We start from the raw sequence: 26,574 nt of genomic DNA, 5'->3' as shown, positions 1-26,574 counted from the left end.
AAGCGCTCACGAGCGCGATACTCCGGAACCAAAGCAATAATAACTCAAAGTTACAAAATAATAATTGAGTGGTGGAGACAATATAATGCACCAAAGAACGACCCGTTGCGACTTCGCCGACGCGGGAACTGTAATGAAATCGGATCTGCGACTCGGCTCGTCTCACGCGGGCGCTCGCCCGTTCGCGGTCACAGGGGCGGGTGTGCGATGACGGCGTTCACGCCGATCGGCCGGGTCGACTCGCCGTTCGAGCGCCCCGCCGACGTCGATCACGACCTCGTCGACGAAACGGAGGGGACGATCGTCGTCGACGAGGAGTACGCCGCGGGCCTCGACGGCCTCGAGGACTTCTCGCACATCGTGATCCTCGCACACTTAGATCAGATCGACGACTATCACTTCCGCGCCCGGCCACCGCACGTCGAGGGCGTCGAAGTCGGCGTGTTCGCGACGCGGAGTCCGCACCGGCCGAACCCGATCGCACAGACCGTCGTCGAACTGCTGGAGCGGGACGGAAACCGTCTCCACGTCCGCGGACTGGACCTCGCCGACGGGACGCCCGTCCTCGACATCAAGCCGTACGTGCCTACGGTGTCCGAAGACGAGGGCCTCGCGCTCGGCTGGCTCGACGAGCGGTAGCGCGCTCGCCGTCCTGGTGGCCGTTCGCTTTCCCCGAGCTGTCTCTCCTCATAATGATTACTCTCGTCTCTTACCGCCGACCATCGCCTCCGGGAGTGGCGCTCGGCGGTACACAGTGAGAGTAATCACTATCAGTCCTCGCCGCGCGCGGCCTCGAACATCGCCAGTGCAGCCTCGCGGCGCTCGCTGTGGTCGACGATCGGTTCGGGGTACTCGACGTCGATGCCGGCCGGCTGCGTCGGTGAGAGTTCGTGCCACTCGTGGATCAACTCGGCGTCGACGTCGCGGAGTTCCGGCACGTACTCCTTGATGTACTCGGCGTCGGGGTCGTAGCGTTCGCCCTGCGTCATCGGATTGAAGATCCGGAAGTACGGCTGAGCGTCGGTTCCCGTCGACGCCGCCCACTGCCAGCCACCGTTATCGTTTGCGGTGTCGTGGTCCGCGAGATACTCCCGGAAGTGATCGTAACCCTCTCGCCAGTCGATCTGCAGATCCTTCGTGAGGAACGACGCGACGATCATACGGACGCGGTTGTGCATATACGCCTCCGATTTGAGCTGTCGCATCCCGGCGTCGACGATCGGATAGCCAGTCTCGCCGTCCTTCCACGCCTGCAACTCGTCGGGGTCGTTTCGCCACTCGATGTCGTGTTCGTACGCTCGGAAATTCTCGGTCACGACCTCAGGATTGAAAAAGAGGACGTGCGCGTAGAACTCCCGCCAGGCGAGTTGGGACTGGAACTCCTCGACCGATTCGACCTGGTCGTCGGTGCCGCGCTCTCGCGCCTCGGTCGTCGCCTCGTACACCTCGCGGATGCCGATCGTGCCGAACTTCAAGTCCGCCGAGAGGTGTGAGACCGCTTCGCGGGTCGGGTAGTCTCGATCCTCCTCGTAGCGGTAGATGCCGTCCCCACAGAACTCAGAGAGGCGGTCGCGGGCGGCTGCAGTTCCGGCAGACTGGACGTCCGCGCCCGGTTCCTCGAAGCCGAGTTCTTCGATCGTCGGGAGCGCCTCGCCGGTGACGTCCGCGAGTTCGTCGGCCCCGGGTGCGGCGATCGGTTCGGGCTTCTCGCGGTCGCGCCACTTCTTCCAGAAGTAGGTGTAGACGGAGTAGGGATCGCCGTCGTTGGTCGTGATCGACCCGGGTTTGTGGAAGATAGCGTCGTGAAACGACTCCCGGGCGACGTCGCGCTCGTTCAGCGCGCGCCGGACGCGGGCGTCGCGCTCGCGGGCGAGTCCGGAGTAGTCGTTGTTCCAGACGACGCGGTCGGCGTCGTACTCCGCGGCGAGGTCTGAAAGCACCGCCGCGGGGTCGCCGTGGGCGACGACGAGATCCGAGTCGCGCTCGCGGTACCACGCCCGCAACGCGGCCAGTGCGTCGAGCAGATAACGGACGCGGGCGTCGCCGGCGTGATCGAGGACCGCGTCGTCGAAGACGAACACGGGAACGACACCCGAATCGGGGTCGTCGCGGGCGGCGTCCCCCACGGCGTCGGCGGCCGCCGTGAGCGCACGGTTGTCTACCGCGCGGAGGTCCCGTCGGTGCCAATGAAGCTGCATACCGACACGTCGAACGCCCCCGTCGTCAACGTATCGGCAGTCCTGCCAGGTCTGCTGGCGAAGCGCGAACGCCTACGAGAGCGCGAGCGGATCGATGTCGTCGCGGCGGCCGTCGAGAACCGCGAAGCGCTCGTCCCGTCGGCGTTCGAGCAGGTGGAGCAGCCGCTCGGCCCAGCGGAGTTTCTTCGCCTTCGACGGTGAGACGGTCGGGTCGTCGAAGTCCCACCCGACGAAGCGGAGTTCCGCCGCGCCGAATTCGTCCGCGATGAACGCCGCGCGGTCGCCGTCGGTGAAGCCGCCGAAGTTGTAGACGGCGTCGGTCGGAGCCGCCTGCGTCGTCGCGACGACGTGCTCGTGTGCTAACTGCGGCGCCCACTCCTCTACGAGCGGGACGTTGTCGCCGTGGGCGTGTGCGGCGACGGGTGTCCCCGCCTTGGTCAGCTCACGGGCTGTTTCAGGGTTCTTGTCGAGGTCCGTGACGAAGAGGTCGACGTCGTAGCCGGCGTCGCGGACGACGTCTGCGGCCGTCGAGGCGGCGACGACCCTGTCGGCGTCGGCGACGCGGTCGACTTCCTCTCGCAGTGACGGCGCGGCACCGACGACGGCGACGACCTCGCCGGCGTAGTCCAGTCGGTCGAAATCGAACGGCGTCGCGTACGCGGCGAGCACGTCGCGGGCGCGCTCGTCGCCGTCGCGTGGATACCCGAAGTCGGTCAGGATCGATTCGTAGATCGGCTCCCAGGTTTCGAAGCGCATAGCTATCGCTCCCGAGCGTTACGGTACGAGCCGGAATGGCACCAAGTACCCCTACCCGCGTGCCCTTCCGGCTTCCAGTGGACCGGTTTCAATCGGTCCGTCATAAGCTTTCCCGTGTTCTGACGCGTCTGACGGGAGGACACACGGCGTCTGACGCGCGTCTGCCGTCGGTTCGGTCAGCCCACACGGGACGTTGTCTCATTTATGCTATGTGTTCGGCGATCGTTTCGAGCGCCCCGGTGAGTCCGTCCGTGCCGCCCGTGAGCGCGCCGGCTAGTCCCGCAAGCGCGCCGACCGTGCCGAAGAGGAGGACAGTCCGCCCCGTCTCCCCGTCGCGGTCAGTGGCGCCGGGGGCCCCGTTCCCGTCGGCGAGCACGGACTGACCGTCATCGACCGCCGCGCCCGAAACCACAGTCGCGCCCCGCTCGGCGGCCGCCGTCGAGAGCGCCCCCACGTCGGCGTCGGAGAGGCTGTCGAGTTCGAACACCCGAACGACGGAATCGGTCGACACTGCTTCGGCGTCGGCGACGCCCACCCGGTCGAGGTGGCGTTCGGCCTCGCGGGGCGTCGTCACGTCGAGCTCCTCGATCGAAACGTCGCCGGCGTCGCGTTCGCGGACCCGGTCGCGGGCGAACTCGTGCCCGATCAGCGCGGCGTCGCGCGTCTCCGCGACGTCGTGCGTTCGGATCACGTGCGCGCCGCGCTCGACGGCCATCGACGTCGCCGCCAGCGAGACAGGGAGAGCTTCCTCGGTCGAGCGGCCCGCAATCGAGCGGAGGAAGTTCTTGCGGTTGATCGAGACGAGAATCGGGTAGCCGAGCCCGCGGAACTCCCGGAGCCGGCGGAACGTCTCGCGGTCGTCTGCGAGCGTCTTCTCCTCGGACCAGCCGCCGAAGGCCGGGTCGACGAGCGTCTTGTCGGTGAAGCCGTTCAGCGAGAGCGCGTCGTAGATGTCGTCGACCTCCTCGATCGCGCCCGGACGCTCTAGGTCCGGCGGCGACGCCATCTTCGCGACCGCGACGTCGTAGTCCGCACAGACCCGTGGCATCTCCGGGTCGGCGAAGCCGCAGATGTCGTTGACCATATCGAAACCGCGCGAGAGTGCTGCGTCGGCGACCTCGTGATAGCGCGTCTCGATCGAGAAGACGGCGTCGCCGGAGACGCTTTCGAGCGTCTCGACGGCGGTGTCGAGCCGTTCGAGTTCCTGCTCGGCGGAGAGCACCTCGAAGCGCTTGTTCGCGGATTCGAGGCCGACGTCGACGATGTCTGCGCCCTGATCGATGAGTTCCTCGTCGACGTAGGCGGCGGCTTCACCCGGGTCGTCGAAGACGCTCGGGTCGTAGGGCGACTCCTTCGAGACGTTCAGGACTCCCATAATCCGCGGCGGGTGCTCGTCCCCGATCGGCAGACCGGCGGCGTCCACAGTTCGCATACTCTGAGGAGGGGCGGGAGACACATATACTGTCTGGCAGCGGCTTCTCGGCGGGACTTTTGACGCGGCAGCGAGAACGGGGTCGTATGCCCAAGCCGAAGGACGATTTCGACACGCTGTATCCGTACCGCCTCTACGAACCGACTGAGGTTCTCGACTCCGAGTTGATGTACACGGTCCCGGAGATCGCACGACTGTTGCAGGGGCTCGATCCGGACGTCGAACTCGACGCCGACACCGAAGACCGCGTCGTCGCGTGGACGATCCCGTGGCTGATGACGCACGCCGACGAGTTGGTGATCAACGATCCCGTCGGCGACGAACCCGGCTACTTCGGCGTCGCCAGCGAGGACCGATCTGTAGAAGAGATTCCCGACGACGCCGACGTGTAGCGGGCGGTGGGCGTCGAGCGAAGGGACTCCACCGCTTTCTCACATCCGTGCGGCCCGCGCGGCGAGTTCGACGTCGTCGATCGGACGCTCCGTGATGCTGGGGCCGTGGCCGACGTGAAGCGCCGCGAGGTCGTCGTCGAGGACATCGAGGAGCGCGTCGATGCTCCGGATCAGCGTCTCGCGATCGCCACCCTCGAGGTCGGTTCGGCCGAACCCGCCGTTCTCGAAGACGAGGTCGCCGGCGAAGCAGATGCCGGCATCACGAGCGTACAAGCAGAGGTGGTCCGGCTTGTGTCCGGGCGTGTGCAGCGCCACGTAGTCGTCGTCGCCGATCTGGACCGTCTCGCCGTCGGCGATGGCGTTGTCGACGTACTCGTTTTCGGGATCGTACCCCCACGTCTCGACGTCGAACGCTTCGCGGATCGCCGGGAGGTTCTTGACGTGGTCGGGGTGCGTGTGCGTGAGGTAGACGCGGTCGAGTTCGTCCACCTGCGCTTCGATGCGCGCGACGACGTCGAAGTTCGCGCCCGCGTCGACGAGCGCCGTCGTCTCGCCGGTGACGAGAAAGACGTTCGAGGTGAACGCTCGGACGCCGCTCGCGAGATTCTGAATCATAGCCCCGGCTAGGCGGTGGGCCGACTTGCCTCTTTCCGATCGGACGGGACGGCTGGCCGCCGCCTCTCCAGTGGATTCGTTCGAGCCAATCACGGGACGGGTCCGGGAACTTTTGTGTCCGCACGCCCAGCCGTGGGTATGTACCGGAAGGGGCACTACGGGGTCTCGCTGGTCGTCTTCGCGCCGCTGGCGTTCGTTCTCGTCACGCTCGGCCGCGCGGATCTCGCGGTCGTCACCGGGGGCATAATGCTGTGGCTGACGATGTTGCCCGACGTCGATCACCGCCTTCCGGGGGGTTCCGCACCGCGGGCCGACGCACTCGCTCGTCTTCGCCGCGCTCGTCGGCGCCGTCTTCGGTGGCGTGGGTGTCGCGCTGACGACGGTCGCGACCGGTAGTACGCCGTCGTTCGCGACCGTCGCCAGTGGAGCCTCGCTCGCGGCGGTCGGATTCGCGACTGGGGTGCTCACCGTCGTCGCGCACCTGGTCGGCGACGCGCTCACGCCGGCGGGCGTCAACTTCTTCTGGCCGTTCTCCGATCGCACGTACACGCTCGGACTCTGGCGCGCGGACAACACGATCGCAAATTACGGGCTGTTTGCGGTCGGGATTTTCGCGACGGGAGCGGCCGCCTACCTCGCTCTCGCGGTCTGAAGCGGGTTGCCGTCCCATACGGATGCTTCGCGAGCCGATCTCGGCTTCCGTCTCAGGATTGCGGCACAAGGCTTATTTATCACCTTCGCGTTTTTGGGATTGCAATGGCGAAAGGAACGGTTGCGTTCTTTAACGACACAGGCGGTTACGGTTTCATCGAGAGCGAGGATTCTGACGAGGACGTCTTCTTCCACATGGAAGACGTCGGCGGTCCGGACCTCGAAGAAGGACAGGAAGTGGAGTTCGACATCGAGCAGGCCGACAAGGGCCCGCGCGCGACGAACCTCCAGCGCCTGTAAGGACGCACCACGATAGCGGTACTGCGGTCGGCGATCCCGTCGATTCTCACCACGATTCTGCATTTCTCACCCGGCGAGCGGCAGCGCCGACGGACTGTGGGGTTACAGCGACCCGTCAGCGGCTCGCTCACGCACCTCGTCGGCTCGCTCGCGGATCGCCTCCAACTCGGCGTCGTCTTTGCGGTCGACGTGAGAGTACATCAGCCCCATTCGTCCCGTGCCCCGGAGCGTCTCCTCGTTGCGCTTCAGGAAGTCCCAGTAGAGCGCGTTGAACGGACAGGCGTTCTCGCCCGTGGTTTTGGTCTTCGCGTACGGGCACGCCGAGCAGTGGTCGCTCATCTTGTCGACGTAGTTGGCTGACGCGGCGTAGGGCTTCGAGGAGAGCACGTCGGTGCCGAACGACCCCATTCCGACGACGTTCGGCGTCGTCACCCAGTGGTAGGCGTCGACGAAGCCGAGGTGGAACCACTCGTTGAGTTCCGCGGGGTCGACGCCGTACAGCAGCGCGAAGTTCGAGAGCAGCATCAGGCGTTCGATGTGGTGGGCGTACCCGTGGTCGTGGACGTGGGTGACGGCCTCCGAGAGACACTGCATCTCCGTCTCGCCGTCCCAGTACAGCGGCGGCAGCGACGCCGTCTGACCGAGTTGGTTCGCCGACCCGAGGTTCGGCATCGCGCGCCGGTAGACGTGGCGCATAAACTCCCGCCAGCCGATCACTTGCCGGACGAACCCTTCGACGCTGTTGAGCGGGGCGTCGCCCGATTCGTAGGCCGCGACGACCGGCTCGACCACCTCGCGCGCCCGGAGCAGGCCAAGATTGAGCGCGGCCGAGAGCAACGAGTGACACAGCGCCCACTCGCCGTCGCGCATCGCGTCCTGGTACGTGCCGAACTCGGGGAGCCGGACCGAGACGAAGTGTTCGAGCGCCCGCGTTGCCGCCTCGCGCGTGACGGGCCAGACGAACTCGTCCATCGCGCCCCAGTGACCGCCGTAGCGGTCGGCGACGAACTGCTGTACCTCGCGCGTCGTCGCGTCCGGTTCGAATCGCGGCACGTCCGGCGGCGTCCACTCGGGCGGCGGCGTTTCCCTGTTGTCCTCGTCGTAGTTCCACGCGCCCCCGACCGGCTCGTCGCCGTCCATCAGGATGCCCGTCTCCCGGCGGACGTGGCGGTACCAGCCTTCCTGTCGGAACGTCTCGTTCTCGTCGCGCTCGCCCGCCCAGTCGTCGAACTGTTCGCGGGAGGTCAGAAACAGGTCGTTCTCGACGAGCGTGAGCGTGCCACCGCGTTCAGAGACTAACTCCCGCCGGCGGTCGTCGGCCCCGTGGCTCGGCGACCGGAGTCCGAGGAGGTCGTCGCCGGGGTTCACCTCGAAGTAGCGATCGAGTGCGTCGCCGAACGTCTCCGCTTGGAGGTACGTGACGTCGTAGCCGCGGTCCCGAAGGTCGTCGCGGAAGTGCCGCATCGCACTGAAGACGAGCGTGAGCTTCTGGGGGTGGTACGGACGCCGCTCGGCGAACGCGTGCGCTTCGATGAGCAGGACGTGATCCGCGGACCCGAGCGGGGCGGCGTCGGGGTGTAATTGATCGCCGAGGAGCCAAACCGTCATCGAACGGAAATTCGATGCCCGACGACAAAGTCGACACGGCCGCTCCGTCCGATTACAAACTTCGAAAATTGCGACGCGGGCGTCGGTGCTGGCACAGGCTCTGAAGAACGGCGGGAAACGGTTCCTCGTCTCTCTTTAGCCGCTCTCGGTCTATCTCAGGGACCGGAGGGGGGAGGGCAAGAATTTAGACGACGGGCGACGACGTGCGACGTGGATCGCTATGGACGGCGCTACACCCCAAATCCTCGTCGTCGAAGACGAGCCAGACTTGGCGGAACTCTATGCCATCTACCTCTCGGACGTGTACGAGGTTCAGACGGCCACTAACGGCGAGACCGCGCTCGAACTCGTAGACGACGGGATCGACGTCGTCCTCCTCGATCGCCGGATGCCGGATATGACCGGCGACGAGGTTCTCGACGAGATTCGAACCCGTGGCATCAACTCGCAGGTCGCGATGATCACGGCCGTCGAACCCGACACGGACATCCTCGAGATGCCGTTCGACGACTATCTCGTCAAGCCTGTCACGCAGGAGGATCTGCACGGGCTCGTCGAGGTACTGCTCCGCCGCGCCGACTACGACGACCGCTCACAGGAGTTCTTCCGGCTCGCCTCGAAGAAAGCCGCATTGGAGTCCGCCCCCGACGTGTCGGTCGGAGAGGTCGACGAATACAAGGAACTGACACAGCGGATGGAAGAGATCAGAGCCGAACTCGACGACACGCTCTCAGATCTGAGCGAGGACGACTTTCGGGACGCCTTCGCGTCGTTCCCGGACATCGACGTCGACGACTCCGCCACGTTCGGGAACGGGGACGTCGACGGCCCGGACTCGTCGCCGTCCTTCTGATAGGGATTATCGTAACTGTTCGGAGAGTCTCGCCGTACTGTCCGGCGAGAAATCTATGCGGACTTACGATAAACCCTATGAGATTGTAGGCCGCTCTGCGCCGCTCTCTTCGAATCAGTCCGCTCTGCGGCTCCCCGGCTGGGGATCGACGTGCGCCGGCGTCATCAGATCTTCGTAGCGCTGCTCGTCGAGCCACTCTAAGAGCTCTACCAACTGCTCCGTCGCCGCCTCGAACAGCCGCGCGCCGATTTCGGCCGTCGCGTCGGTCTGGTCGCCGAACACGCCGTTCTCGGAGTTCTCGACGGCGTCGTAGAACGTTCGCGCGCCGTTCTGCCGGAGATGTTCTGCACTTTCGATGTCGCGAACGCCGCCGTCGCGGGCGGCTTCGAGTTGGTCGTCGCGGACGAGTTCGGGCGCGAGATGCTGAATCATCGCCGTCTCCTTCGGGCCGCCGTGGGGGCCGTTCTGCTCGAACACTTCGTCTACGAGTTCCGGGATCGACTCGTTCCACATCCACTCGACGGCGTAGAGCGTGCCGTCGTCGCGGAGGCGACGCCCGACTTCGCGCAGATGCTCGACGTTGCCGCCGTGGGCGTTGACGTACACGACGCGGTCGATCCCGTGGTACGCGAGGTTTCGCGTCATCGACTCGACGTAGTCGCGGAACTGCGGTGCGTCGACCCACATCGTGCCGTGGAACTGCCGGTGATGCGGGCTGACGCCGACGTTCACCGTCGGCGTGCAGAGAAAGCCCGTCCGGTCGGCGGCCTCGCGAGCCAGCCCCTCCGCGATGAGATGGTCGGTCGCGAGCGGGAGATGGGGACCGTGCTGTTCGGTCGATCCGAGCGGCACGATCGCCACCGACTCCTCGGCGACGTAGTCCCCGAGTTCGGGCCACGTCTGGTCTGCGACGTACATACCGGCCGGACGCGGCGAGGCATCAAGAAAGGTACGGCACGACGACGGACAGCGGCGGGACGGTTGCGTCCGACAGTGTTACTCGCTCGCCGTAGCGGTGCTCTCCGAGTCGCTCCTCACTGGTCTGCCGACGGAGTGCCGATGGCCGCGCCGGCGTCCTCGTCGGGACCCTCCTCGGATCCACGGAGCACGACGACGAACGCTCCCAGGCCGACGAGCAGCACGGCGAACTGGACGAGGCCGCCGAGGATCGGGACGGCACCCAACAGAGCCACGGCGACGACGCCCACGAGGAGTGCGACCCACCGGTTCTCGTAGTCGACGAGCGACAGCAGCCACGTGCCGACCACGATAGCCCCGTAGACCGACGTCACCCACAGGAGCAGCCCGAAGACGACGAGCCCGGCCAACGAGAGCGGAATACCGACGATCGTGATGAGCAAGAGCAGTAGCACGATCGGGACGCCGATCAGCGTCAGGAGCCCGATGCCGCCGCTGCGGAGCGTCTGAGTCCGGCCCGCATCGACGAGCCGTCGGGCGAAGTTCGGTGCGACTACGAGGAGTACCGCGCCGAGCACGAGGTTGACCAGCGTGGAGTAGACCGACCCGACCCAGGCGGGGACCGCCGGGAGGCCAGCGCCCCCACCGGAGCCGAACACGTCGGGACCGGTGACAGAGAGCGACTCGTCGCGGGTGACCTCACCGGAGACGCTCGCACCATCGGCGAGCGTGAAGTTGGCGGCGTCGTAGGTGAGAGACCCGCCGATCGCTGCAGTCGATCCCACAGCGAGTGTGTCCGCGCCGACCCGCGCGTCGCCGTCGATCGCCCCGTCGAGGCGGACGTCGGCTGCGCCGGCTTCGAGCGACCCGCCGACCTGCGAGCCCTCACGGAGCGCTAGCGCCGCCGAACCGACGGTGACGTCGCCGTCGACAGTGCCTTCGATCACGACGCTCCCGGCGGCGGCGTCGAGCGACCCCGTCACGCGACCCGTCTCGGTGACGAGCACCGATCCGGCCGCGGTTTCGACGTCGCCGTCGACCGTGCCAGCGATGACGATCGACCCGCCGGCCGCTTCGAGATCGCCGTCGTACGTTTCGCCGGCGTCGACGCGGACGACGCCGCCGACCGATCCGTCTGAGCCCGGCCCGCTCGGACCGAACTGCTGTGCGCTCGCGACCATCGGTAGTCCGCCGAAGACGACGATGGCCGTGAGGAGGAGTACGAGTGTTACACGTGGAGACTGTGACATTCTGCTCACGAGAGGGGACCTCTCACCGAAACGATACGATGGCATCGGCCTTAATTATATTCGAGTGAGATTATTCGGGATTCACCGGTCCCACCTCGCCGCGTGGCTTTTTGCCGGTCCGGTGTGTGCGCTCCGCTATGGAGTACACGACGCTCGGTAATACGGGAACGACCGTCTCGAAGATCTGTCTCGGCTGTATGAGTTTCGGCGACAGCGACTGGCGCGAGTGGGTGCTCGACGAGGAGGACGGGAAGGAACTCGTCGATCGCGCCATCGAACTGGGCGTGAACTTCTTCGACACCGCGAATATGTACTCCCGCGGTGAGTCCGAGCGCGTCCTCGGCGAGGCGCTCTCGGAGTACGACCGCGACGAGTTCGTCGTCGCCTCGAAGGTGTACTTCCAGATGGACGACGACGATCCGAACTCCGGCGGCCTCTCGCGAAAGGCGATCGAGCAGGAACTCGACAACTCCCTCGCGCGACTGGGGATGGACACGCTCGATCTCCTGCAGATCCACCGCTGGGACTACGACACCCCGATCGAACAGACGATGCGGACGCTCGACGACGCCGTCCGGCGGGGCAAGACCAGATACCTGGGCGCGTCGTCGATGTGGGCCCACCAGTTCGCCGAAGCACAGCACACCGCCGACCGACTCGGTTTGACGCCGTTCTCGACGATGCAGAACCACTACAATCTCCTGTACCGGGAGGAAGAGCGCGAGATGCTACCGCTCTGTGAGAAACAGGGCGTCGGCGTCATCCCGTGGTCGCCGCTCGCGCGCGGCCGACTGGCGCGGCCATACGAGGACTCGCGCGCGACTACCCGCGGGGAGACTGACGACTACGCGCACCAGCATCCGTATCTCGACAGCGGCGGTCGCACAGTCAACGAGCGCGTACAGGAACTCGCCGACGAGAAGGGCGTGAAGATGGCCCAAATCGGGCTCGCGTGGCTGTTCGCCGACGACCGGGTCGACGCGCCGATCGTCGGGACGACGAGCGTCGAACACCTCGAAGACGCCGTCGAGGCGCTGTCGATCGACCTCTCGGATTCGGACATCGAGTACCTCGAAGAGCCCTACGAGCCCGTCCGCGTCTCCGGGCACGAGTAACTCACTCGGACGCATCGCTCACGATCGTCCGTCCCCCGCCCCCGGCGTCGTCCGACCCGGCGATTCGCCACACCGCCCGCCCGGCGACGAGTGCGATCGCGACCTCCGAAGACCCGACGAGGAGGAACGACGCCAGGAACCCCGCTGTCGACGTCGTCAGCCCACCGAGGAGGAATCCGGCGAGAAATCCCAGACTTCCGAACACGTTGAATCCGCCGAGCGCCGCGCCCCGCGTCTCCGGCGCGGCGACGTCCGTCACGAGCGCCATCGTCGCCGGCGCGACCAGCGCGCCGAGGGCGCCGACGGCGACCATCGCGAGGACAGCCAGTTCGACGCCGGGCGCGATACCGACGGCGACGATCCCGAGCCCATAACAGATCGACCCGACGGTCACTGGAATCGCCCGTCCGACGCGGTCCGAGAGGATGCCCGCGGGGTACTGCAGGAGCGCGAACGGGACGAAGAAGGCCGCGAGCGCGAGGCCGGCGCCGGCGGCGTCGAGACCGAACGATTCCCGAAAGTAATAGACGCCCACGAGCGCGAAGAAGCCGGCCGTCATCCGGTCGATGAAGCCGAAGGTGTAGGGAACGGCCAGTACCGGGCGGTCCTTGAGCCGTTTGAGCGCGTCGCCGACGCGGATCCGACCCGCTCCCGGCAGTTCCTCGGAGATTGTTATGAACAGGATCGCAACCGCGACGAGCGTCGCCGCCGCGGCGTACAGCGGGTACAGCGGGTCGGCGTCGGCGAGACGGCCACCGAAGACGGAGCCGAGCGCCGCGCCGAGACCGATCGCGATGCCGGCCGCGCCCATATTCCGACCGTTGCCGCCGGAGAGGTCCGCCAGGGCGGTGATCGCGAGCGAGAACGCGCCGATCGTCGCCGCGCCGCCGACGAGACGAACGAGGAGGACACCCGCGAACGGGATTCCCAGCGTCGGTGCGGCCGCGAGAAGCAGGTAGCCGGCCGCGCCGCCGAGTGCGCCGGCCGCGGCCAGCGGCATCCGTCGCCCGAGGGCGTCGCTCGCGGCCCCCCAGACGCTGGCGAAGGTGACGAACGCGGCGAACTCCGCGACGAGGAACCACATCCCGGCGCGGATTTCTCCCCCGCCACCGAGTGCGGTGACGATGTCCTCGACGCCGGGGTACAGAAACACCTGCGAGACAAGCACCCCCCAGACTCCGATGGCGAGCCGAATTCGTGTCTCGCGACGAGTCACGGGACCCTTTTTGCTGTCCCGGTAAATATCCGCGTCGCTTTCGGAACCACAGCAGGTAGCCGACGCTGCCGCTGGTCGCACACACTGTGCGCCATCAGAACCCACTTTGCCGTCAGGGATCTACTGACTCGTATGGTAGACGGGCGGGGCGATCGGACGCGTCGCGACGTGCTGAAAGCAGCCGTCGCCGTCGGCGGCGCGGCGGCGCTGTCGGCGTGTCTCGAACGCACAGCGGAACCGGTGCCAGCCGGCACCGACCAGTTTTCGTCGCTGCCGGAGCGACAGCACGCGTGGAACGACCGCGTCCGGACTGACGAACACGGAAACACGCTGCTTCCCAGGCATCAACTGTTGCTGTATCTGACCCTTCCGGGCGAGGGGCCGCCGGAGGAGGCCGACAGAGCGACCGTCGAGACAGCCCTACAGACGCTCGATCGGGCGTACGAACGGAGCAGCGAGGGACTGCTGTACTCGATCGCGTACTCACCGCGGTACTTCGATCGGTTCGAAGACGGCCTCCCCGACTCGATCGACCTCCCCGACCCCCGAGCCCTCTCGTCGTTCGAGACGCCGACGCTGGACCGCCAGGACGCGCTGCTTCACCTCGCCTCAGACCGTGCGGACGTCGTCCTGGCCGCCGAGGAAGCGCTGACAGGCAACGAAGACACCGCGAACGACGTCCCCGTCGAGGCGACTCTCACGGACGTCTTCGAGGTTTCAGACCGCCGGTCCGGATTCGTCGGTGCAGGGATGCCCGCGGACCGACAGGACGGGCTGGCGGGCATCCCGTCGTCGAATCCGGTCCCGAAGGAGTCACCGCTTTTTATGGGCTTCATCGCGGGGTTCGAGCAGAACCAGGCGACCGAAGACTACGTCACGCTTTCGCAGGGTTCCTTCGCGGGTGGGACCACGAAACACGTCTCGAACCTCCGGATGCGGCTCGACGACTGGTACGAGGAGCAGTCCTTCGAACAGCGCGTGGCGGAGATGTTCTCGCCGGTGCACGCCGAGCGCGACCTAGTCGAGGGAGTCGGCGCGAACCTCGGCGACGACAGCGGCGTCACGGCGGAGATGATCGACGACATCGAAGACCACGCCCGACAGTTCGCCCGCGTCGGCCACGCCCAGAAAGCCGCGCGTGCGAACCGCGAAGCGGACGGGACGCCGCGAACGCTCAGACGACACTTCGAGTCGACCGACGACGACGAGGCGGGGCTACACTTCCCCAGTCTGCAACGAGAGATATCGACGTTCGAGGAGGTTCGCAGGGCGATGAACGGGACGGACCTCACCGAGATTCCGACGATCAGACAGCGCGTGAACAACGGGATTCTCGAATACGTGTTCGTGAAGCGCCGCGGTAACTTCCTGGTGCCACCGCGGCCGCTTCGCGCGCTTCCGACGCCGAGCGGCACGACACCTGGTCTCGACTGAGTCCAGTTTCCAGAGAGGCGGCCCGATCAGCCGAGTTGGCTGTCGATGGCGCCGCTGACGCGCTCCCAGCCGTAGTTGTCGAGGAGTTGCCCGTTCACGTAGACGGCCGGCGTTCCGGGGACGCCTCGTTCGGATCCGGTCTCTCGGTCCGCTTCGACGACCGGACGGTAGGACTCCTGGTCTGCGGCCGCGGCGACCGTACAGCCGTCGACACCGAGGTCGGATGCGATGTCGTGAACGACCTGGTAGCCGTCGTCGCTGAGGCGACCCTGATTCTCGTAGACGCGCTCGGTGAAGGTGAAGAACGTCTCGGCGTCACTCCGATCCTGCACCGCGCGCGCAGCAGAGGCCGCGAGCCACGACCAGTTGCTCACCGGGATCGGGTAGTCGAAAAATCGGAACTGGACGTCGCCGGCGTCGACGTAGTTCGACTTGATCTTCGGAGCGACAGACAGCGTAAACTCCTGACAGTGCGGGCAGGTGAAGTCCTCGAAGACGTCGACGGTGACGGGGGCGTCTTCGGGGCCGAGTGCGGGGCGCGGCAGCGACGAGACTGTGTCGAGGTTGCCGACGTCACACCCTTCTGGAAGCGCACTCCCACCGGAGCCGCCGAGACAGCCGGCTGTCGCGCCGAGCGTCGTCACTCCACCGACCGCAGCGAGATAGGACCGCCGTGTCGTTCGCATACCGGATCGCACGGCTCGCCGACATATATATAGTACCGTTTGCGGAAGGCGCGGTTCCGGTGAGCGCGGCTCGGCGACTCCGCGTTCGGAACCAGTCGATTTTTCACCCGCGCGCGCGGCTCTCCGGTATGGAGTTCGAAGAGGACGACAGCGTGGTACTGCGCGACAAGCACAGCGAATTCGACGGCGAGGTCGGCACGATCACGCAGGTCGTCGAGACGATGTTCGGCGACGCGACCTACACCGTCAGCTTCGAAGACGGTCAGGAAGTCGGCATCTCCGCCGACCAGCTCGAAGCCGCGGACGAAGACGAAGAGTAACGGGAGTTTTTCCCCGCCGCAGCGCGAAGCGTCGCTAATGCCCCGAATTCCGTTTCACTACGTCGATCTGCGGACTTTCTGCTACGAGACCGAAGACGACAAGCGAGTCGAGAGCGCGCTCCGGACCTTCCTCCCCGAGGAGTTCGAGGTGACCCGCACCGAGAGCACCGGTCACCACGGCGACCGAATCATCGTCTTCTCGGCTCGCGTGGAGAACGCCGACGACGTCCGCCACGTCCTCGCGAAGTTGTCCGAACTGCCGGACTTCGACGCGCTACTCGAGGAACTCGACGAGCGCGTCACCGAGAACACCGAGCTATTCTTACGATTGGACAAACAGGCGGCGTTCCGCGGCGACGTCCGGCGCGGCAACGGGATCACGCTGCGGGCGAAGGTAGAAGCCTACCCCGCCACGAAGGAAGCAGCCGTCGAGAACGCCCGGGAAGCGCTCTCTGAGGCCGAAAGCCTGTCGTAGCGGTGCTATCGGAGAAGCGAACAGGTAGCACTGGACGACTCACAGGGCGGTGTGCTACGCATCCGCGGCGCGCCCTGTGATAGGGGTCAACGCACGCGGTGCGTGGTCTCGTCTTCGTATATAAGTGCAATCAAGGAGAGAATGCAGATAGCCGTCGCCGACTCAATTGTCCGTCCACTTGATCGAGCAGCCCTGCGAGGGGGTCTCTGCGAGCGGAACGTCCTCACCCGCGAGAAGTGCTTCGACGGCCTCGCGCATCTCGTGACGGCTCGGCTCTTCGTCGGAGCTCATCGCGTCGTCGATGCGTGAGTGGAAGGCGAGTCGGAACGTATCGCCGTCGCGCTCGAAGAGGAATGGATCGGGCGTGCAGACGGCGCCGTACGCGTGCGCGACCTCCTGTGACTCGTCGCGGAGGTACGCGGTGTATTCGATTTCGCCCGCGTCGACACGTTCTTGCATCCGTTCGAAGGAGTCGTCGGGATACTCCGCGGCGTCGTTCGGGTTGATTCCGACGACGGCGAGGTCGTCGTACGCGCTCGCGAGGTGATTCAGCTCGTCGACCTTCGCCTCGGCGTACGGGCAGTGATTGCAGGTGAAGACGACGAGCAGCGCCTCGTAGTCGTCGAAATCCGAGAGCGTGTACGTTTCCCCGTCGGCACCGGGGAGTTCGAACGCCGGTGCCTCCTCGCCGTGCGACAGTTCCGAATCGGATTCGACTAGAACCATATAGCCGAGGTAGAGGGCTGTCGACAAAAGACGTTGTCCGTTGCGGCAGGTCGGTGTGCAGCCTCGCGGCCGGCCGGTTCACTCGACGCTGACCAGATACACCGCCACGAGCGCGAGGCCGATCCCGAGCAGTTTCCGCCCCGTCAGCGATTCGTTCAGGAACACGATGCCGAGCGCCGAGCTGAGAACGAGGAACATCCCGAAGATCGGCGAGACGACGCTCACGGGACCGAGCGACAGCGCCCGGTAGTACGCGAGGATCCCGACCATCAGGCAGACGCCGGCGACGAAGACGTACTTGGATTTGGGGTGAGAAACGTACGAGAGCGCGTCCGACCCGTTGTAGACGACGACGAGGACCGTGCCAGCGACGAGAATCGCGTTTCCCAAGAGCGCCGCGACGTTGCTGGGGATCTTCACCGAACCGGTCGTCGCGACGCTCATAAGCGGGGCGACGAGCGAGTACGCGACGAGGGCCAGAATAGCCCACGGGAGGTAGTTCATACTCGGCGTGGGTACAGCGACGGATTCACCGTTTCGATCGCAGATCTATTAGGGATTATCGTAAGTGCTTATAGATTTCTCGCCGGACGGTGCGGCGAGAATCTCCGAACAGTTACGATAATCCCTATATGGACTGGAACGGGCTCAATCGCCATCGGCGCCGGCGGCCGAACCGGGAACCGCGAACGGCGCGTCGCGGACGATGCGGAGCCCGAGAGCGAGCGAGAGGACGCCGAGAGCGGAGACGAGCCCGAATGAGACTGTGAGACCGGCCACGTCGACGAGATAGCCGAAGACGGGCGGGGCGACGACGCCGCCCAGCGAGATACCGATCGTGACGAGCGCGAAGTTCTTCCCCAGGTCCGCGCGCCGCGAGAGCCGATCAGCGAGCGTCGAGCGCGCCGGGCGGGAGAAGCTGATGCTCCCGCTCAAGAGTAGCACGATGCCGACCGCTGCCAACGGGAGCGAGAGCGTCGCCAGCAGCGCGGCGACGACGACGAGCGCGGCGTATCCGCCGACGACGATCGGCCCGGCACCGACGCGGTCGGTGAGGCCGCCACCGGCGAGGATCAGCCCCGCGCCGACGACGAGCATCGCCGACGTGAGCGCGCTCGCGGTCCCCTCAGGGAGGCCGTAGCCGCGCACGAGCAGGCTTGGCGTGTAGGTCCGGATCGCCCACGCGGCCGCAGAGGTGAGAAACGCGAGCACCGTGAGCCCCAAGATCCCGCCCGAGGAGGCGAGCGTCCGGAACAGCGCGCGAATCCGACCCGGAACGGAGCGCAGCGTGGGACGTTCGTCGGGGCGCTCCGCCAGCCCCGGCCGGGTGATCTCGTCGTCGACGCCGCGGAAGCGAAGCAGGCAGTAGCCGGCGAAGGCCGCGCCGACGACGGCGACGACTCCGATCGCGACGCGCCAGGACAGATCCAGCGCCGTCGTCCCGGCGACGACGGCGTATGGGGCGGCGAGCCCGACCGACCCGCCGAAGGCGTGGGCGCTGTAGGCTCGTCCGCGGTTCTCGTCGGTCGAGACAGCCGCGAGCAGCGGATAGTGAGCGGGGTGGTGGCCGGCGACCCCGACTCCGAGCACGAGCTGGGCGGCGAGCAGCCACGCGTAGGACGTGGCGAGCGCTGTGAGGGCCGCGCCGAGGGTGCCCACGACGAGCGAGATTCCAAGCACGAGCGTCCGGCTGTAGGCGTCGGAGACGTATCCCATCGGAAGCTGGAGGACGAGCACGACCGCGTTCTGCACCCCGATCGCGAGCCCGATGGCGGCGATGCTCACGTCGAAGCGGGCGGCGAGCACGCCGACGAGCGGCGCGAGCATCACCAGATAGGAGTGGTTCACGAAATGCGAGCCAGTGACGAGAGCGACGACCCGGCGGTCCTGTGCGTCGGTCACACCGGGACGTCACCACCCGAGCGAAATATAGCCGCCGGAAGCGGCCCGTCGCGGCCGGTTCGTACATCGGCACGTTACCGCTGTCGTCGCTGCTTCGTGCGCCGCCACCCTCACCGCCGTCTGCGCTGCCGCTCGCGGCGGTCCTGCTGCCGCCAAACCTCGGCGAAGGACTCGAAGAAGTCCGCGCCAGTGTCGACGACGACGTGATCGGCGCGGAGCGTTCGGGCTCGCGCGGCGACGTCGTCGACGTGTTCTGAGAGCCGGTCGCGGTACGCCTCGGCGGTCGAGCCGGCGAAGTACGCGCGCTGGGTCGTCCCCGTCTCGGGGTCCTCGAAGACGGTGTCGCCGGCGACGTCGGGGTCACGTTCCTCGGGTGCGACCACGTGGACGAGGAAGACGTCGTTGTGTCCGAGCGCGGCGATCCCGTCTTCGATCGCCTCGGGATCGTCGAGAAAGTCGCTCACGACCACGACGAGCGAGCGCGAGTGGATCGTCCGCCCGTACGCCTCCAGCGCGTCGGTGAAGTCGGTCCGGCCGTCGGGTTCGATCGCGTTCACGGCGTCGAGCAGGCGGAGGAGTTCGCCACGCGTAGACCGGCCGCGGTCGAGGCGGTCGACGCCCGTGCCGAGCGCCGAGAACCGGAACGAATCGTGCTGTGTGGCCGCGAAGTACGCGAAAGCGAGGCCAAATCGGGCCGCGAACTCGAATTTGTTGGCCGCGCCCTCGCCGAAGTCCATCGAGGCCGAGGTGTCGAGGAGAACGTGGACCGTGAGGTTGCGTTCGGCCTCGTACTGCTTGATGAAGTACTCGTCCGTTCGGGCGTAGACGCGCCAGTCCACGAGCCGAACGTCGTCGCCGGGCGTGTACCGGCGATAGTCGCTGAACGTCAGCCCCTCACCGACGTTCGACGAGCGTTGTGTGCCCTGTTGTCGGGCGTCGGTCTCGCGCCGCAGCGCCCCCTCCAGACGGGCCAGTTCGTCGAGGAACGCGGGCTCGATAGGCATCGTTACAACAGGTCTGCGACGACGTCGTCGGCGCCCACGCCCTCGCGCTCGGCCCGGAAGTCGACGATGAGGCGGTGTCGGAGCACCGGATGCGCCATCGCCTCGACGTCCTCCCAGGAGACGTGCGAGCGGCCGTCGAGGAACGCGCGCGCCTTCGCGGCGAGGACGAGACCCATACTGGCCCGGGGGCTCGCGCCGAACTCGACGTCTTCAGCGGTCCGCGTCGAGCGCACGAGGTCGATCACGTCGTCGCGGATGTCGTCGGCGATGGGGACCTGTCGGGTCAACTGCTGGGCCCGCTGGAGTTGGTCGCGAGAGAGGACGCGCTCTACCGTCGGATCGGGTGCGCCCGTGGTGTACCGGTCGACGATCTCGCGCTCCTCGTCGCGGCTCGGGTAGTCGACGAGGATCTTGAGCAGGAAGCGGTCGGTCTGCGCCTCCGGAAGCGGATAGGTCCCCTCCTGGTCGATGGGATTCTGCGTGGCGAGCACGAAGAACGGACGCGGCAGTTCGCGCGTCTCGCCGGCGGTCGTCACCTGCTTCTCCTGCATCGCCTCTAAGAGCGCCGCCTGCGTCTTCGGCGTCGCGCGGTTGATCTCGTCGGCGAGGACGATGTTCGCGAAGACCGGCCCGCGCTCGAAGACGAACTCCCGCTCGCCGTTGACTTCCCGGATGATTTCGGTCCCGGTGATGTCGGCCGGCATCAGATCCGGCGTGTTCTGGATGCGCGAGAACGACAGGTCGGTCGCCTCGGCGATCGTCCGAACGAGCGTCGTCTTCCCGAGGCCGGGGTTGCTCTCGATCAGGCTGTTCCCGTCGCAGAGCAGACAGACGAGCAGTTGCTCGACGACGTCGGACTGCCCGACGATTCGCTTTGCGACCTCCTCGCGGAGGGCGGCGAGTCTGCGCTGAATCTGTTCGATCTCCTCGTTTGTTCCGTTCATCGTAGTAGGTTCAGATTAGGTCTGGGCGGCCGCGCCCTCGTCTTCCTCGTCGAACTCCCTGATCCGCAGATTGTACTCCCGGACGAGTTCGGCATCCTCGATCTGCTCGGCGCCGGTGAAGCCGGCCTGCTGGCTGTCGAACTCGCCGCTCCCGCCCCCGCCGACGTAGCCGCCCGACGGCCCCGTCGGACCGTCGCCGGTGCCGTCGCCGGTTCCGGGAACGGTGATGTTCTCCAGTTCGTCGCCGGCCTGAACGTCCTCGGGGTCGCCGAGGATCTGATCGCCGTCCTGCAGGTCGTCGTCGTCGGGCGGCGTGAGCTGTCCGTTACCGTCGCCACCCGGACCGAGAAGGCCGCCGAGGTCGGGGTCCACGATGGCGACCTGCACGCTCGCGAGGCTCACGAGGACGATCAAGAGCGCGGTAACGGCGACACGGCGGGTCGCGACGAGTTCGAAGCTCGACGTCTCGCCGAGCGTCTCGATCACGTCGTCGTAGAGGCGACGCGCCATCGCGGTGTCGGCGTCATCGCCGACAGCGTCGCGGGCGGTCCGCAGTGCCTCCCGAACCTGGGGGTTGGCCGTCTCGAACTGTTCGACGAGCGGGCGACGGAGTCGCAGCGCCGACTCCACGGCGAAGGCGACGACGCCGACCACGACGGCGAGAAGCGAGGCAGCGTGAATAGATCGCGGGGCGACGTCGCCGAGCAACGGGAGGGCGCGGAGCGCTTCGACGACGACCGTCGGGAGACCGAACGCGGTCGCGAGCCACGACGGTTCGAAGAGTGCGAAGGCGAGATTCGCAAGAACCGCGAGGAGTGCGGCGTCGACGGCGGCCTGGAGGAGTGCCGCCTTCTGCACTTCGCGTCTGACTTCGTCGAGCGCTTCCCGTACGCGATCCGTCGCGGCGGCGGTTCCGGTTTCGGCGGCAGGTTCCGCGTCCCCGTCACGCCCGTCTGCGTCCGCTGTTCGAGCGCCGAAGCCCGGATCGGCGTCGAACGTCAGGTCGTCGGCGTCGCCGTCGCCCCGCGCATCGTCGCCGTCGTCGGGCCACTCGCCGTTTCGTTCCTCGGCCGAACCGAGCCACTCCTCGACGGGGTCGTCGTCGCCGCTAGACATTTTCACACTCCTGTGGGACTGTCTCGTTCGCCTGCTGCCACTGCTGGCAGACTGCGCGTAGATCCTCCCGATACGCGTCGCGCTCGTCGCGAGCCGTCGACAGTTGGCTCTGTAGCTCCTCGACGCGATTCTCCAACTCCGACACCCGCGACTGCAACGACTGAATCCGGTCGCGGGCCGAGCGCAGATCCTCGCGGAGCTGTTCGTTCTGCGCTCGGAGTTGGTCGTTCTGTGCCGCCACCTCGGAGACGCCGGACTGATAGAGCGCCGTCACTCCGACGGTCCCGGCGGCGAGGACGAGGAGGGCGGCGACGAGCACGAGGTTCAGGCGACGGCCGACGAAACTCACGGGAGGCCTCCGTCCGACGTGGTATCGCGGCGACGAACTTGAAGCCGCCGGTAGCTCACTTCGGCCGTGAAGACGAGTAGGCCGAGGAGTAACGGGAGCCACGTCCAGTCGGTCCGAACGGGCCGGATGCCACGGGCGCGCTCGGTGGCGAAGCGAGCGATCTGTTCGCCCTGCCCCGCAGTGAACTCCCGGCCGCCGGTGTCCTCGGCGAGCGATTCCAGGGCCGGGTCGGGACCGAAGGCAGCGTACTCGCGGGCGTAGTCGGCGGCGTAGGTCGCATCGAGTATCTGGAAGTAGCCCGTGCTGTCGGGCGTCACCGTCGCCTGGAACGTCTCTTCGCCGACGCGCCGGAACGCGATGCCGTCAACCGCGGGGCGGTCGGCGCCGCGATAGGTCACGGTCGTCGGCTCGCCGACGCGCGTGTCGGGGATACCCGTGACGCCGGTCGCCTTCCGCTCGGGATCGCCGATAGCGTAGTTCGTCGTTCGGGTCACGAGCAGGGAGTCGGGTTCGCGGAGCAGACCGCCGAGCGTGCCGTCGTCGTCGTGCGCGGTGATCGTGGCCACGCGGCCCAGCCCGTAGCGCCACGTCGCGAGCGCGGGCTGGCCGGTGTCGCCGGCGACGAGGAAGTCCGCGCCGCGGCGGACGGACACGTCGTTGAACGCGTCGGGATCGGCTGTCAGCGTGACGCCGGAGGTGATGAACGTTCCACGGTCGATGACGATGAGTCCGGAGCCGCCGGGCGCGCCCGTACCGCCGAAGAGGATGCCGAGCCGAGTCGTCTCGGTCGCCCGGAAGTAGCTTCCTCCACCGGCGCCGGCGATGGTCCGCAGCGTGCGCTCGTTGATAGTTTCGCCCGCGCCGACGGTGACGACCTGGATCCCGCGTTCGGAGAGTTGTCGGGCGACGCCCGCGGCCTCGTCGGGGTTGTCGTGGCCGTCGCTGATGAGGATGACCGTCCCGACGCGGTCGCCGAGGAGTTCGCCGCCGCCATCGACCCCGGCGGCGATGTCGGTCGCCCCCCCGGCGCGAAGCCGCCGGATCTTGTCCTGAAGCTCCTGGCGGTTCTGCGACAGCGGTTCGACCTCGGAGACGCGATACGCCTGGTAGTTGAAGCCGACGAGCCCGACTTCGTTCTCGTCGCCGAGTTGGTCGAGCACCGAGAGCGCGGTCGCCTTCTGGATCCGCATTCCCTCCTGGGCGCTCCCCGAAACGTCGACCGAGAGGACGATGTTGGTCGATCGGGGTTCGCCCTCGCCGACCGAGACGGGAAGCATCGACGCGAGATTCGACCCCTGGTAGCCGCCGCTCTCGAAGGAGTTGGTACCGCCGACGACGAGCAGGCCGCCGCCGTCGATGACGAACTCCTGGAGGCGGTCGACGTTCCCGATCTCGTCGGCGGGGGTGTCCTGCACGACCACCGCGTAGTACGGAGAGAGGTCCTCCGGCACGCGCTCGGCCGTCTCGACGTCGTACAGGCGGTCGAGATAGTCGCGGAAGGGGTACTCGCCCGGCGAGACGTAGAGGATCTCCGGGCGCTCGACCACGCGAACCGTCTTCCGGCTGACGTCGTTCTCGACGAACCGATCGGTGACGTCGATCTCTGCGGTCACGGTGTGGCTGCCGGTGGACTCGAAGGTGTGGTTGAACACCACTGGCGCGGGCACGTCGTTCACTGCCCGTTCGAGCACCTGTTCGCCGTCGACCGAGACTGTGAGGGTCGCGGTGGTGTTCCCGCCGACGCCATCGACCCGGGCGACGAATCGGTTCTGGACGCCGAGGCTGGCTTTCTCGGGCCCCTCGACCGTCACGTACCGTTCTCGCGTTCGGGGTTCCATCGAGACGGTCGAGACCGTCGCGTTGGCCGAGCGCGCGAGTTCGGCCGCCTGCTGGAGCGACTGCCCGCTCGTCACCCGCCCGTCGCTGAGGAGGACGAGACTCCCGTTCTCGCGGATGTTTGCCGCGACGGCGTCGCCGACGGGTGAGGAGTCGGCCGCGCCGACTGGGACCTGTCTGACCGAGACACCCGCGGATTCGATCGACTCCGCGAGCCGGTTTTCGACGTTCGGCGTGACGGCCATACTGTCTGACTGGTCGACGAGCATCGTCACCCGCGGCTCGCCGGTCGTCAGTTTCGATTGGGTCGTGTAGGGACCGGCCGCCGAGAGCACGACGAGCGCGACGACGGCGAGCCGTGCGGCGAGGAACCACCGTCGCGAGTCCTCCGAAGCCGTCCCAGACGCGTCGCGGAAGACGAGCGCCCAGAGCGCGAGCGCCGCAATCGGGAACGCGAGGAGGTACGCTGGGCGCGCGAGGCCGACGGAGAGTCCCTCGATCAGTTCGACCGACAGTTCGAGCAGTGTGGCCGTGGCGGGATCGAGCAGGATGGCCGTCGGCACGAGTGCCCCGAGCGCGACCATCAGAGATCACCCCGCCGGCGGAGGAACGCCACCTCGCCGATCGCGACGGCGACGATGCCGAGTGCGACGAGTTCCGTCAGCGGGTCGGGAGCCGTCCGTTCCTCCTCCCGCGTGGTCGGCCCGCCGCCCGCCGTTGCGTTGACAGTCGCCGCCGACACGTCGGACTCGGCGGGATCGAGCAGTGAGGCGCTGTATCGGACTCCGTCGGCGGTGTAGAACCCCGCGTCGGTCGCCTCGACGCTCGACGCGGTCACCTCGCCGCGCGGCGTCTGGACCGTCGTCTCGTTGCCGAACCTGATCCGCTCGCCCGTCTCCCGGTTGAGTTCCGAGAGCGATTCTCGGCCGGCGAGCGCGTAGACGCTCCGCTTCCAGAAGATCGGATACTCGAAGTCGTATTTGAACGCCGAGGCGGCTTCGACGTAGCCGTAGTAGAGCACGCGCCCGCCGCCCTGGCTGTCGCGGGCGATGATCGGCGTTCCTTCCGTGGTCGAGACCAGCGCACGCCCCGCGCGGAGGTCACCCTGGACGTACCGCTCCGGCGGCGGGAACGTGATGTCACGGGTAAGTTCGTCGTCCGCAGGCGTCCTCAGCGTCGGATTCGATCCCACGCCGCTGGGCGAGACGAGCAGCAGATCGCCGTACGATTCGACCGGCATCGACTCCTGTGCCTGGATACCGACGCCACCGCCTGCGGCGAGCGCGTCGCGGCCAGCGGCGACGTGCGAATCGCGGAGTTGCCCGCCGGCGACGTTGCTGTAGAGCACCACGTCGTAGGCGTCCGTGGGCGGCGACGGAACTGACGACGGCGGTTCGACCACCGTCAGCTCGACGGGATCGACGAGCGAGAGCGCGGTCGTGAGATAGCGATTCCGGTCGTTCGTCACGAGCAGCACGTCGACGGTGGCGTCCGAGGGCGCGGCGACGTACGCGACGTCGTCGGTCGGGAACGAATCGCCGGGCGAAAGCCGTATCTCACCGCCGCCCGCCGGGACCGGAAACGTGAGGCTGCGGACGTCACCGGGGGCCAGCGAGACCTGTGTCGTCTCCCCGCCGAGCGATACCTGTCGAGTCGCGTTCGCTGTCCCGAAGTTCTGCACGGAAACGGTCACCTGCTCGCCCGAGAAGCGCCGGTCGACGATGCCGACGTTGTTCGTTCCGCCCGCCGCGAACTGCCGCAAGTCGACCGTCAGGCCGCGAGCGCGCGCCGCCTGCACGGCCGTCTCCCAGTCGGTGTCGCCGGCGAAGTCGCTGACGACGACGACGCGAGCGTTCTCCCCGGCGACACTCGTCGCCCGCGAGATCGCGGTTCGGAGGTCGCCTGGCGCGCCCGTCGGACGGAGTGAGGAGAGGACTCCCTCGGCGTCGGCGGCGCTGCCGCTGCGTAACGCGATCGAGGCGTCGCCGCCAGCGACGACGATGGACGTGGTCGAGGTGGTGGCGTCGCGGGCGCTGTCGATCGCTCGGTCGAATCGTGTCACTCCATCCGACTGGACGTTCATACTCGCACTGGCGTCGACGACAAGCACCGTCTCCTCGACCGTCTCCGACTGCGACGTCGAGACGTACGGCGTCGCGAGCGCCGTCGCAAACAGGAGTATCGCCGAGAGTTGCAACAGCAAGAGCGCACTCCGCTTCAGTCGTTCGAAGAGGGGCGTCGACGACGACGTCCCCGCCGAGTCGGTCAGGAACCGGACCGTCGGCAGCGTCACTCGGCGCGGGTCCGGGCGTACCAGATACAGGAGGATCACGGGGACGGCCGCGAGGAGGGCGGCGAGTCCGAGCGGGGAGAGAAAGACGTCCGAGAGGGCCATCGTCACAGAGGCGGTCCGCCGGGGTATTGGGCCTTTCCCACCCGACGTGCTCGACCCGTGTCACGACCCCGAGGTGCGTGTGA

26 protein-coding genes and 1 pseudogene are annotated in these 26,574 nt (G+C 67.1%); 9 read left to right on the top strand and 18 right to left on the bottom strand.

The features are described 5' to 3' along the window. Window positions 1–207: 207 nt before the first annotated feature. Window positions 208–639, top strand: a complete 432-nt coding sequence (tsaA, locus tag NO362_RS08295; protein ID WP_256544860.1) for a tRNA (N6-threonylcarbamoyladenosine(37)-N6)-methyltransferase TrmO — start codon at window positions 208–210, stop codon at window positions 637–639. Between the two features lie 131 nt (window positions 640–770). On the opposite strand, the gene NO362_RS08290 is transcribed toward tsaA, so the two are convergent. From NO362_RS08290 to folP, 3 genes are all read right to left on the bottom strand, one after another. After that, window positions 771–2,198, bottom strand: coding sequence for a cryptochrome/photolyase family protein (locus NO362_RS08290; protein ID WP_256544859.1), 1,428 nt, complete (start codon window positions 2,196–2,198; stop codon window positions 771–773). 72 nt (window positions 2,199–2,270) lie between these two features. Continuing rightward, the gene (locus tag NO362_RS08285) at window positions 2,271–2,954 is read right to left on the bottom strand and encodes a 6-hydroxymethylpterin diphosphokinase MptE-like protein (RefSeq protein WP_256544858.1); all 684 of its coding nucleotides are present in this window, start codon (window positions 2,952–2,954) and stop codon (window positions 2,271–2,273) included. 202 nt (window positions 2,955–3,156) lie between these two features. Beyond that, window positions 3,157–4,386, bottom strand: a complete 1,230-nt coding sequence (folP, locus tag NO362_RS08280; protein WP_256544857.1) for a dihydropteroate synthase — start codon at window positions 4,384–4,386, stop codon at window positions 3,157–3,159. Window positions 4,387–4,472: 86 nt separating this feature from the next. Between folP and NO362_RS08275 the strand changes: the two genes are divergently transcribed. Continuing rightward, complete coding sequence (locus tag NO362_RS08275; RefSeq protein ID WP_256544856.1) at window positions 4,473–4,778, top strand: DUF5827 family protein; 306 nt, start codon at window positions 4,473–4,475, stop codon at window positions 4,776–4,778. A 39-nt stretch (window positions 4,779–4,817) separates the two neighbouring features. Here the strand turns inward: NO362_RS08275 and NO362_RS08270 are convergent, their stop codons facing one another. Next, window positions 4,818–5,393 (bottom strand): MBL fold metallo-hydrolase, encoded by a 576-nt coding sequence (locus tag NO362_RS08270; RefSeq protein WP_256544855.1) that lies wholly within the window; start codon window positions 5,391–5,393, stop codon window positions 4,818–4,820. A gap of 138 nt (window positions 5,394–5,531) precedes the next feature. Here NO362_RS08270 and NO362_RS08265 point away from each other — a divergent pair. Beyond that, a pseudogene (locus tag NO362_RS08265) lies at window positions 5,532–6,045 on the top strand (metal-dependent hydrolase). Between the two features lie 104 nt (window positions 6,046–6,149). Next, the gene (locus tag NO362_RS08260) at window positions 6,150–6,344 is read left to right on the top strand and encodes a cold-shock protein (RefSeq protein WP_121558331.1); all 195 of its coding nucleotides are present in this window, start codon (window positions 6,150–6,152) and stop codon (window positions 6,342–6,344) included. Between the two features lie 102 nt (window positions 6,345–6,446). Here the strand turns inward: NO362_RS08260 and NO362_RS08255 are convergent, their stop codons facing one another. Further along, window positions 6,447–7,952, bottom strand: coding sequence for a cryptochrome/photolyase family protein (locus NO362_RS08255; protein WP_256544854.1), 1,506 nt, complete (start codon window positions 7,950–7,952; stop codon window positions 6,447–6,449). A 220-nt stretch (window positions 7,953–8,172) separates the two neighbouring features. On the opposite strand from NO362_RS08255, the gene NO362_RS08250 reads away from it, so the two are divergent. Then, entirely contained in the window at window positions 8,173–8,805 is a 633-nt protein-coding gene (locus NO362_RS08250; protein ID WP_121568325.1) for a response regulator transcription factor, read from the top strand. Window positions 8,806–8,919: 114 nt separating this feature from the next. Here the strand turns inward: NO362_RS08250 and NO362_RS08245 are convergent, their stop codons facing one another. Both NO362_RS08245 and NO362_RS08240 read right to left on the bottom strand, forming a co-directional pair. Continuing rightward, on the bottom strand, window positions 8,920–9,723 hold the full coding sequence (locus tag NO362_RS08245; protein WP_256544853.1) for a creatininase family protein: 804 nt from the start codon (window positions 9,721–9,723) through the stop codon (window positions 8,920–8,922). 116 nt (window positions 9,724–9,839) lie between these two features. After that, window positions 9,840–10,973, bottom strand: coding sequence for a bactofilin family protein (locus tag NO362_RS08240; RefSeq protein ID WP_256544852.1), 1,134 nt, complete (start codon window positions 10,971–10,973; stop codon window positions 9,840–9,842). A gap of 137 nt (window positions 10,974–11,110) precedes the next feature. On the opposite strand from NO362_RS08240, the gene NO362_RS08235 reads away from it, so the two are divergent. Further along, entirely contained in the window at window positions 11,111–12,088 is a 978-nt protein-coding gene (locus NO362_RS08235) for an aldo/keto reductase (protein ID WP_256544851.1), read from the top strand. Window position 12,089: 1 nt separating this feature from the next. On the opposite strand, the gene NO362_RS08230 is transcribed toward NO362_RS08235, so the two are convergent. After that, window positions 12,090–13,304, bottom strand: coding sequence for an MFS transporter (locus NO362_RS08230; protein ID WP_256544850.1), 1,215 nt, complete (start codon window positions 13,302–13,304; stop codon window positions 12,090–12,092). A gap of 132 nt (window positions 13,305–13,436) precedes the next feature. Here NO362_RS08230 and NO362_RS08225 point away from each other — a divergent pair, with 132 nt between their 5' ends. Then, window positions 13,437–14,738 (top strand): DUF7405 family protein, encoded by a 1,302-nt coding sequence (locus NO362_RS08225; protein ID WP_256544849.1) that lies wholly within the window; start codon window positions 13,437–13,439, stop codon window positions 14,736–14,738. Window positions 14,739–14,764: 26 nt separating this feature from the next. Here NO362_RS08225 and NO362_RS08220 read toward each other — a convergent pair whose 3' ends face one another. Continuing rightward, entirely contained in the window at window positions 14,765–15,424 is a 660-nt protein-coding gene (locus NO362_RS08220) for a DsbA family protein (RefSeq protein ID WP_256288244.1), read from the bottom strand. A gap of 128 nt (window positions 15,425–15,552) precedes the next feature. On the opposite strand from NO362_RS08220, the gene NO362_RS08215 reads away from it, so the two are divergent. Continuing rightward, window positions 15,553–15,744 carry a DUF1918 domain-containing protein gene (locus tag NO362_RS08215; protein ID WP_121568318.1) on the top strand — a complete coding sequence of 64 codons (192 nt, stop codon included), beginning with the start codon at window positions 15,553–15,555 and terminating at the stop codon, window positions 15,742–15,744. A 37-nt stretch (window positions 15,745–15,781) separates the two neighbouring features. Next, window positions 15,782–16,219 carry an RNA-binding protein gene (locus NO362_RS08210; RefSeq protein WP_256544848.1) on the top strand — a complete coding sequence of 146 codons (438 nt, stop codon included), beginning with the start codon at window positions 15,782–15,784 and terminating at the stop codon, window positions 16,217–16,219. Window positions 16,220–16,381: 162 nt separating this feature from the next. Here NO362_RS08210 and NO362_RS08205 read toward each other — a convergent pair whose 3' ends face one another. The 9 genes from NO362_RS08205 to NO362_RS08165 all read right to left on the bottom strand — a co-directional run bounded on the left by NO362_RS08205 (window position 16,382) and on the right by NO362_RS08165 (window position 26,491). After that, complete coding sequence (locus NO362_RS08205; protein WP_256544847.1) at window positions 16,382–16,945, bottom strand: thioredoxin family protein; 564 nt, start codon at window positions 16,943–16,945, stop codon at window positions 16,382–16,384. Window positions 16,946–17,023: 78 nt separating this feature from the next. After that, a complete protein-coding gene (locus tag NO362_RS08200; protein ID WP_256544846.1) occupies window positions 17,024–17,449 on the bottom strand; it encodes an EamA family transporter in 426 nt (141 codons plus the stop codon). Window positions 17,450–17,593: 144 nt separating this feature from the next. Beyond that, on the bottom strand, window positions 17,594–18,847 hold the full coding sequence (locus NO362_RS08195; protein ID WP_256544845.1) for an MFS transporter: 1,254 nt from the start codon (window positions 18,845–18,847) through the stop codon (window positions 17,594–17,596). A 110-nt stretch (window positions 18,848–18,957) separates the two neighbouring features. Next, window positions 18,958–19,851 (bottom strand): DUF58 domain-containing protein, encoded by an 894-nt coding sequence (locus NO362_RS08190; RefSeq protein WP_256544844.1) that lies wholly within the window; start codon window positions 19,849–19,851, stop codon window positions 18,958–18,960. A gap of 2 nt (window positions 19,852–19,853) precedes the next feature. Then, window positions 19,854–20,795 (bottom strand): AAA family ATPase, encoded by a 942-nt coding sequence (locus tag NO362_RS08185; protein ID WP_256544843.1) that lies wholly within the window; start codon window positions 20,793–20,795, stop codon window positions 19,854–19,856. A gap of 15 nt (window positions 20,796–20,810) precedes the next feature. Beyond that, window positions 20,811–21,911 carry a DUF7502 family protein gene (locus NO362_RS08180; protein WP_256544842.1) on the bottom strand — a complete coding sequence of 367 codons (1,101 nt, stop codon included), beginning with the start codon at window positions 21,909–21,911 and terminating at the stop codon, window positions 20,811–20,813. Continuing rightward, entirely contained in the window at window positions 21,904–22,260 is a 357-nt protein-coding gene (locus NO362_RS08175) for a coiled-coil domain-containing protein (RefSeq protein WP_256544841.1), read from the bottom strand. The genes NO362_RS08180 and NO362_RS08175 overlap by 8 nt, the downstream gene beginning before the upstream one ends. Continuing rightward, complete coding sequence (locus NO362_RS08170) at window positions 22,257–24,680, bottom strand: VWA domain-containing protein (protein ID WP_256544840.1); 2,424 nt, start codon at window positions 24,678–24,680, stop codon at window positions 22,257–22,259. The genes NO362_RS08175 and NO362_RS08170 overlap by 4 nt, the downstream gene beginning before the upstream one ends. Further along, window positions 24,680–26,491, bottom strand: coding sequence for a vWA domain-containing protein (locus tag NO362_RS08165; protein WP_256544839.1), 1,812 nt, complete (start codon window positions 26,489–26,491; stop codon window positions 24,680–24,682). Before NO362_RS08165 ends, NO362_RS08170 begins: the two co-directional genes overlap by 1 nt. Window positions 26,492–26,574: the final 83 nt, after the last annotated feature.

The organism is Halobellus inordinatus (assembly GCF_024498335.1).
In the GTDB taxonomy this organism is placed as follows: Archaea; Halobacteriota; Halobacteria; order Halobacteriales; family Haloferacaceae; genus Haloquadratum; species Haloquadratum inordinatus.
The sequence above is the reverse complement of the archived record's forward strand: the minus strand, read 5'-3'. Positions and strand labels throughout refer to the sequence as shown.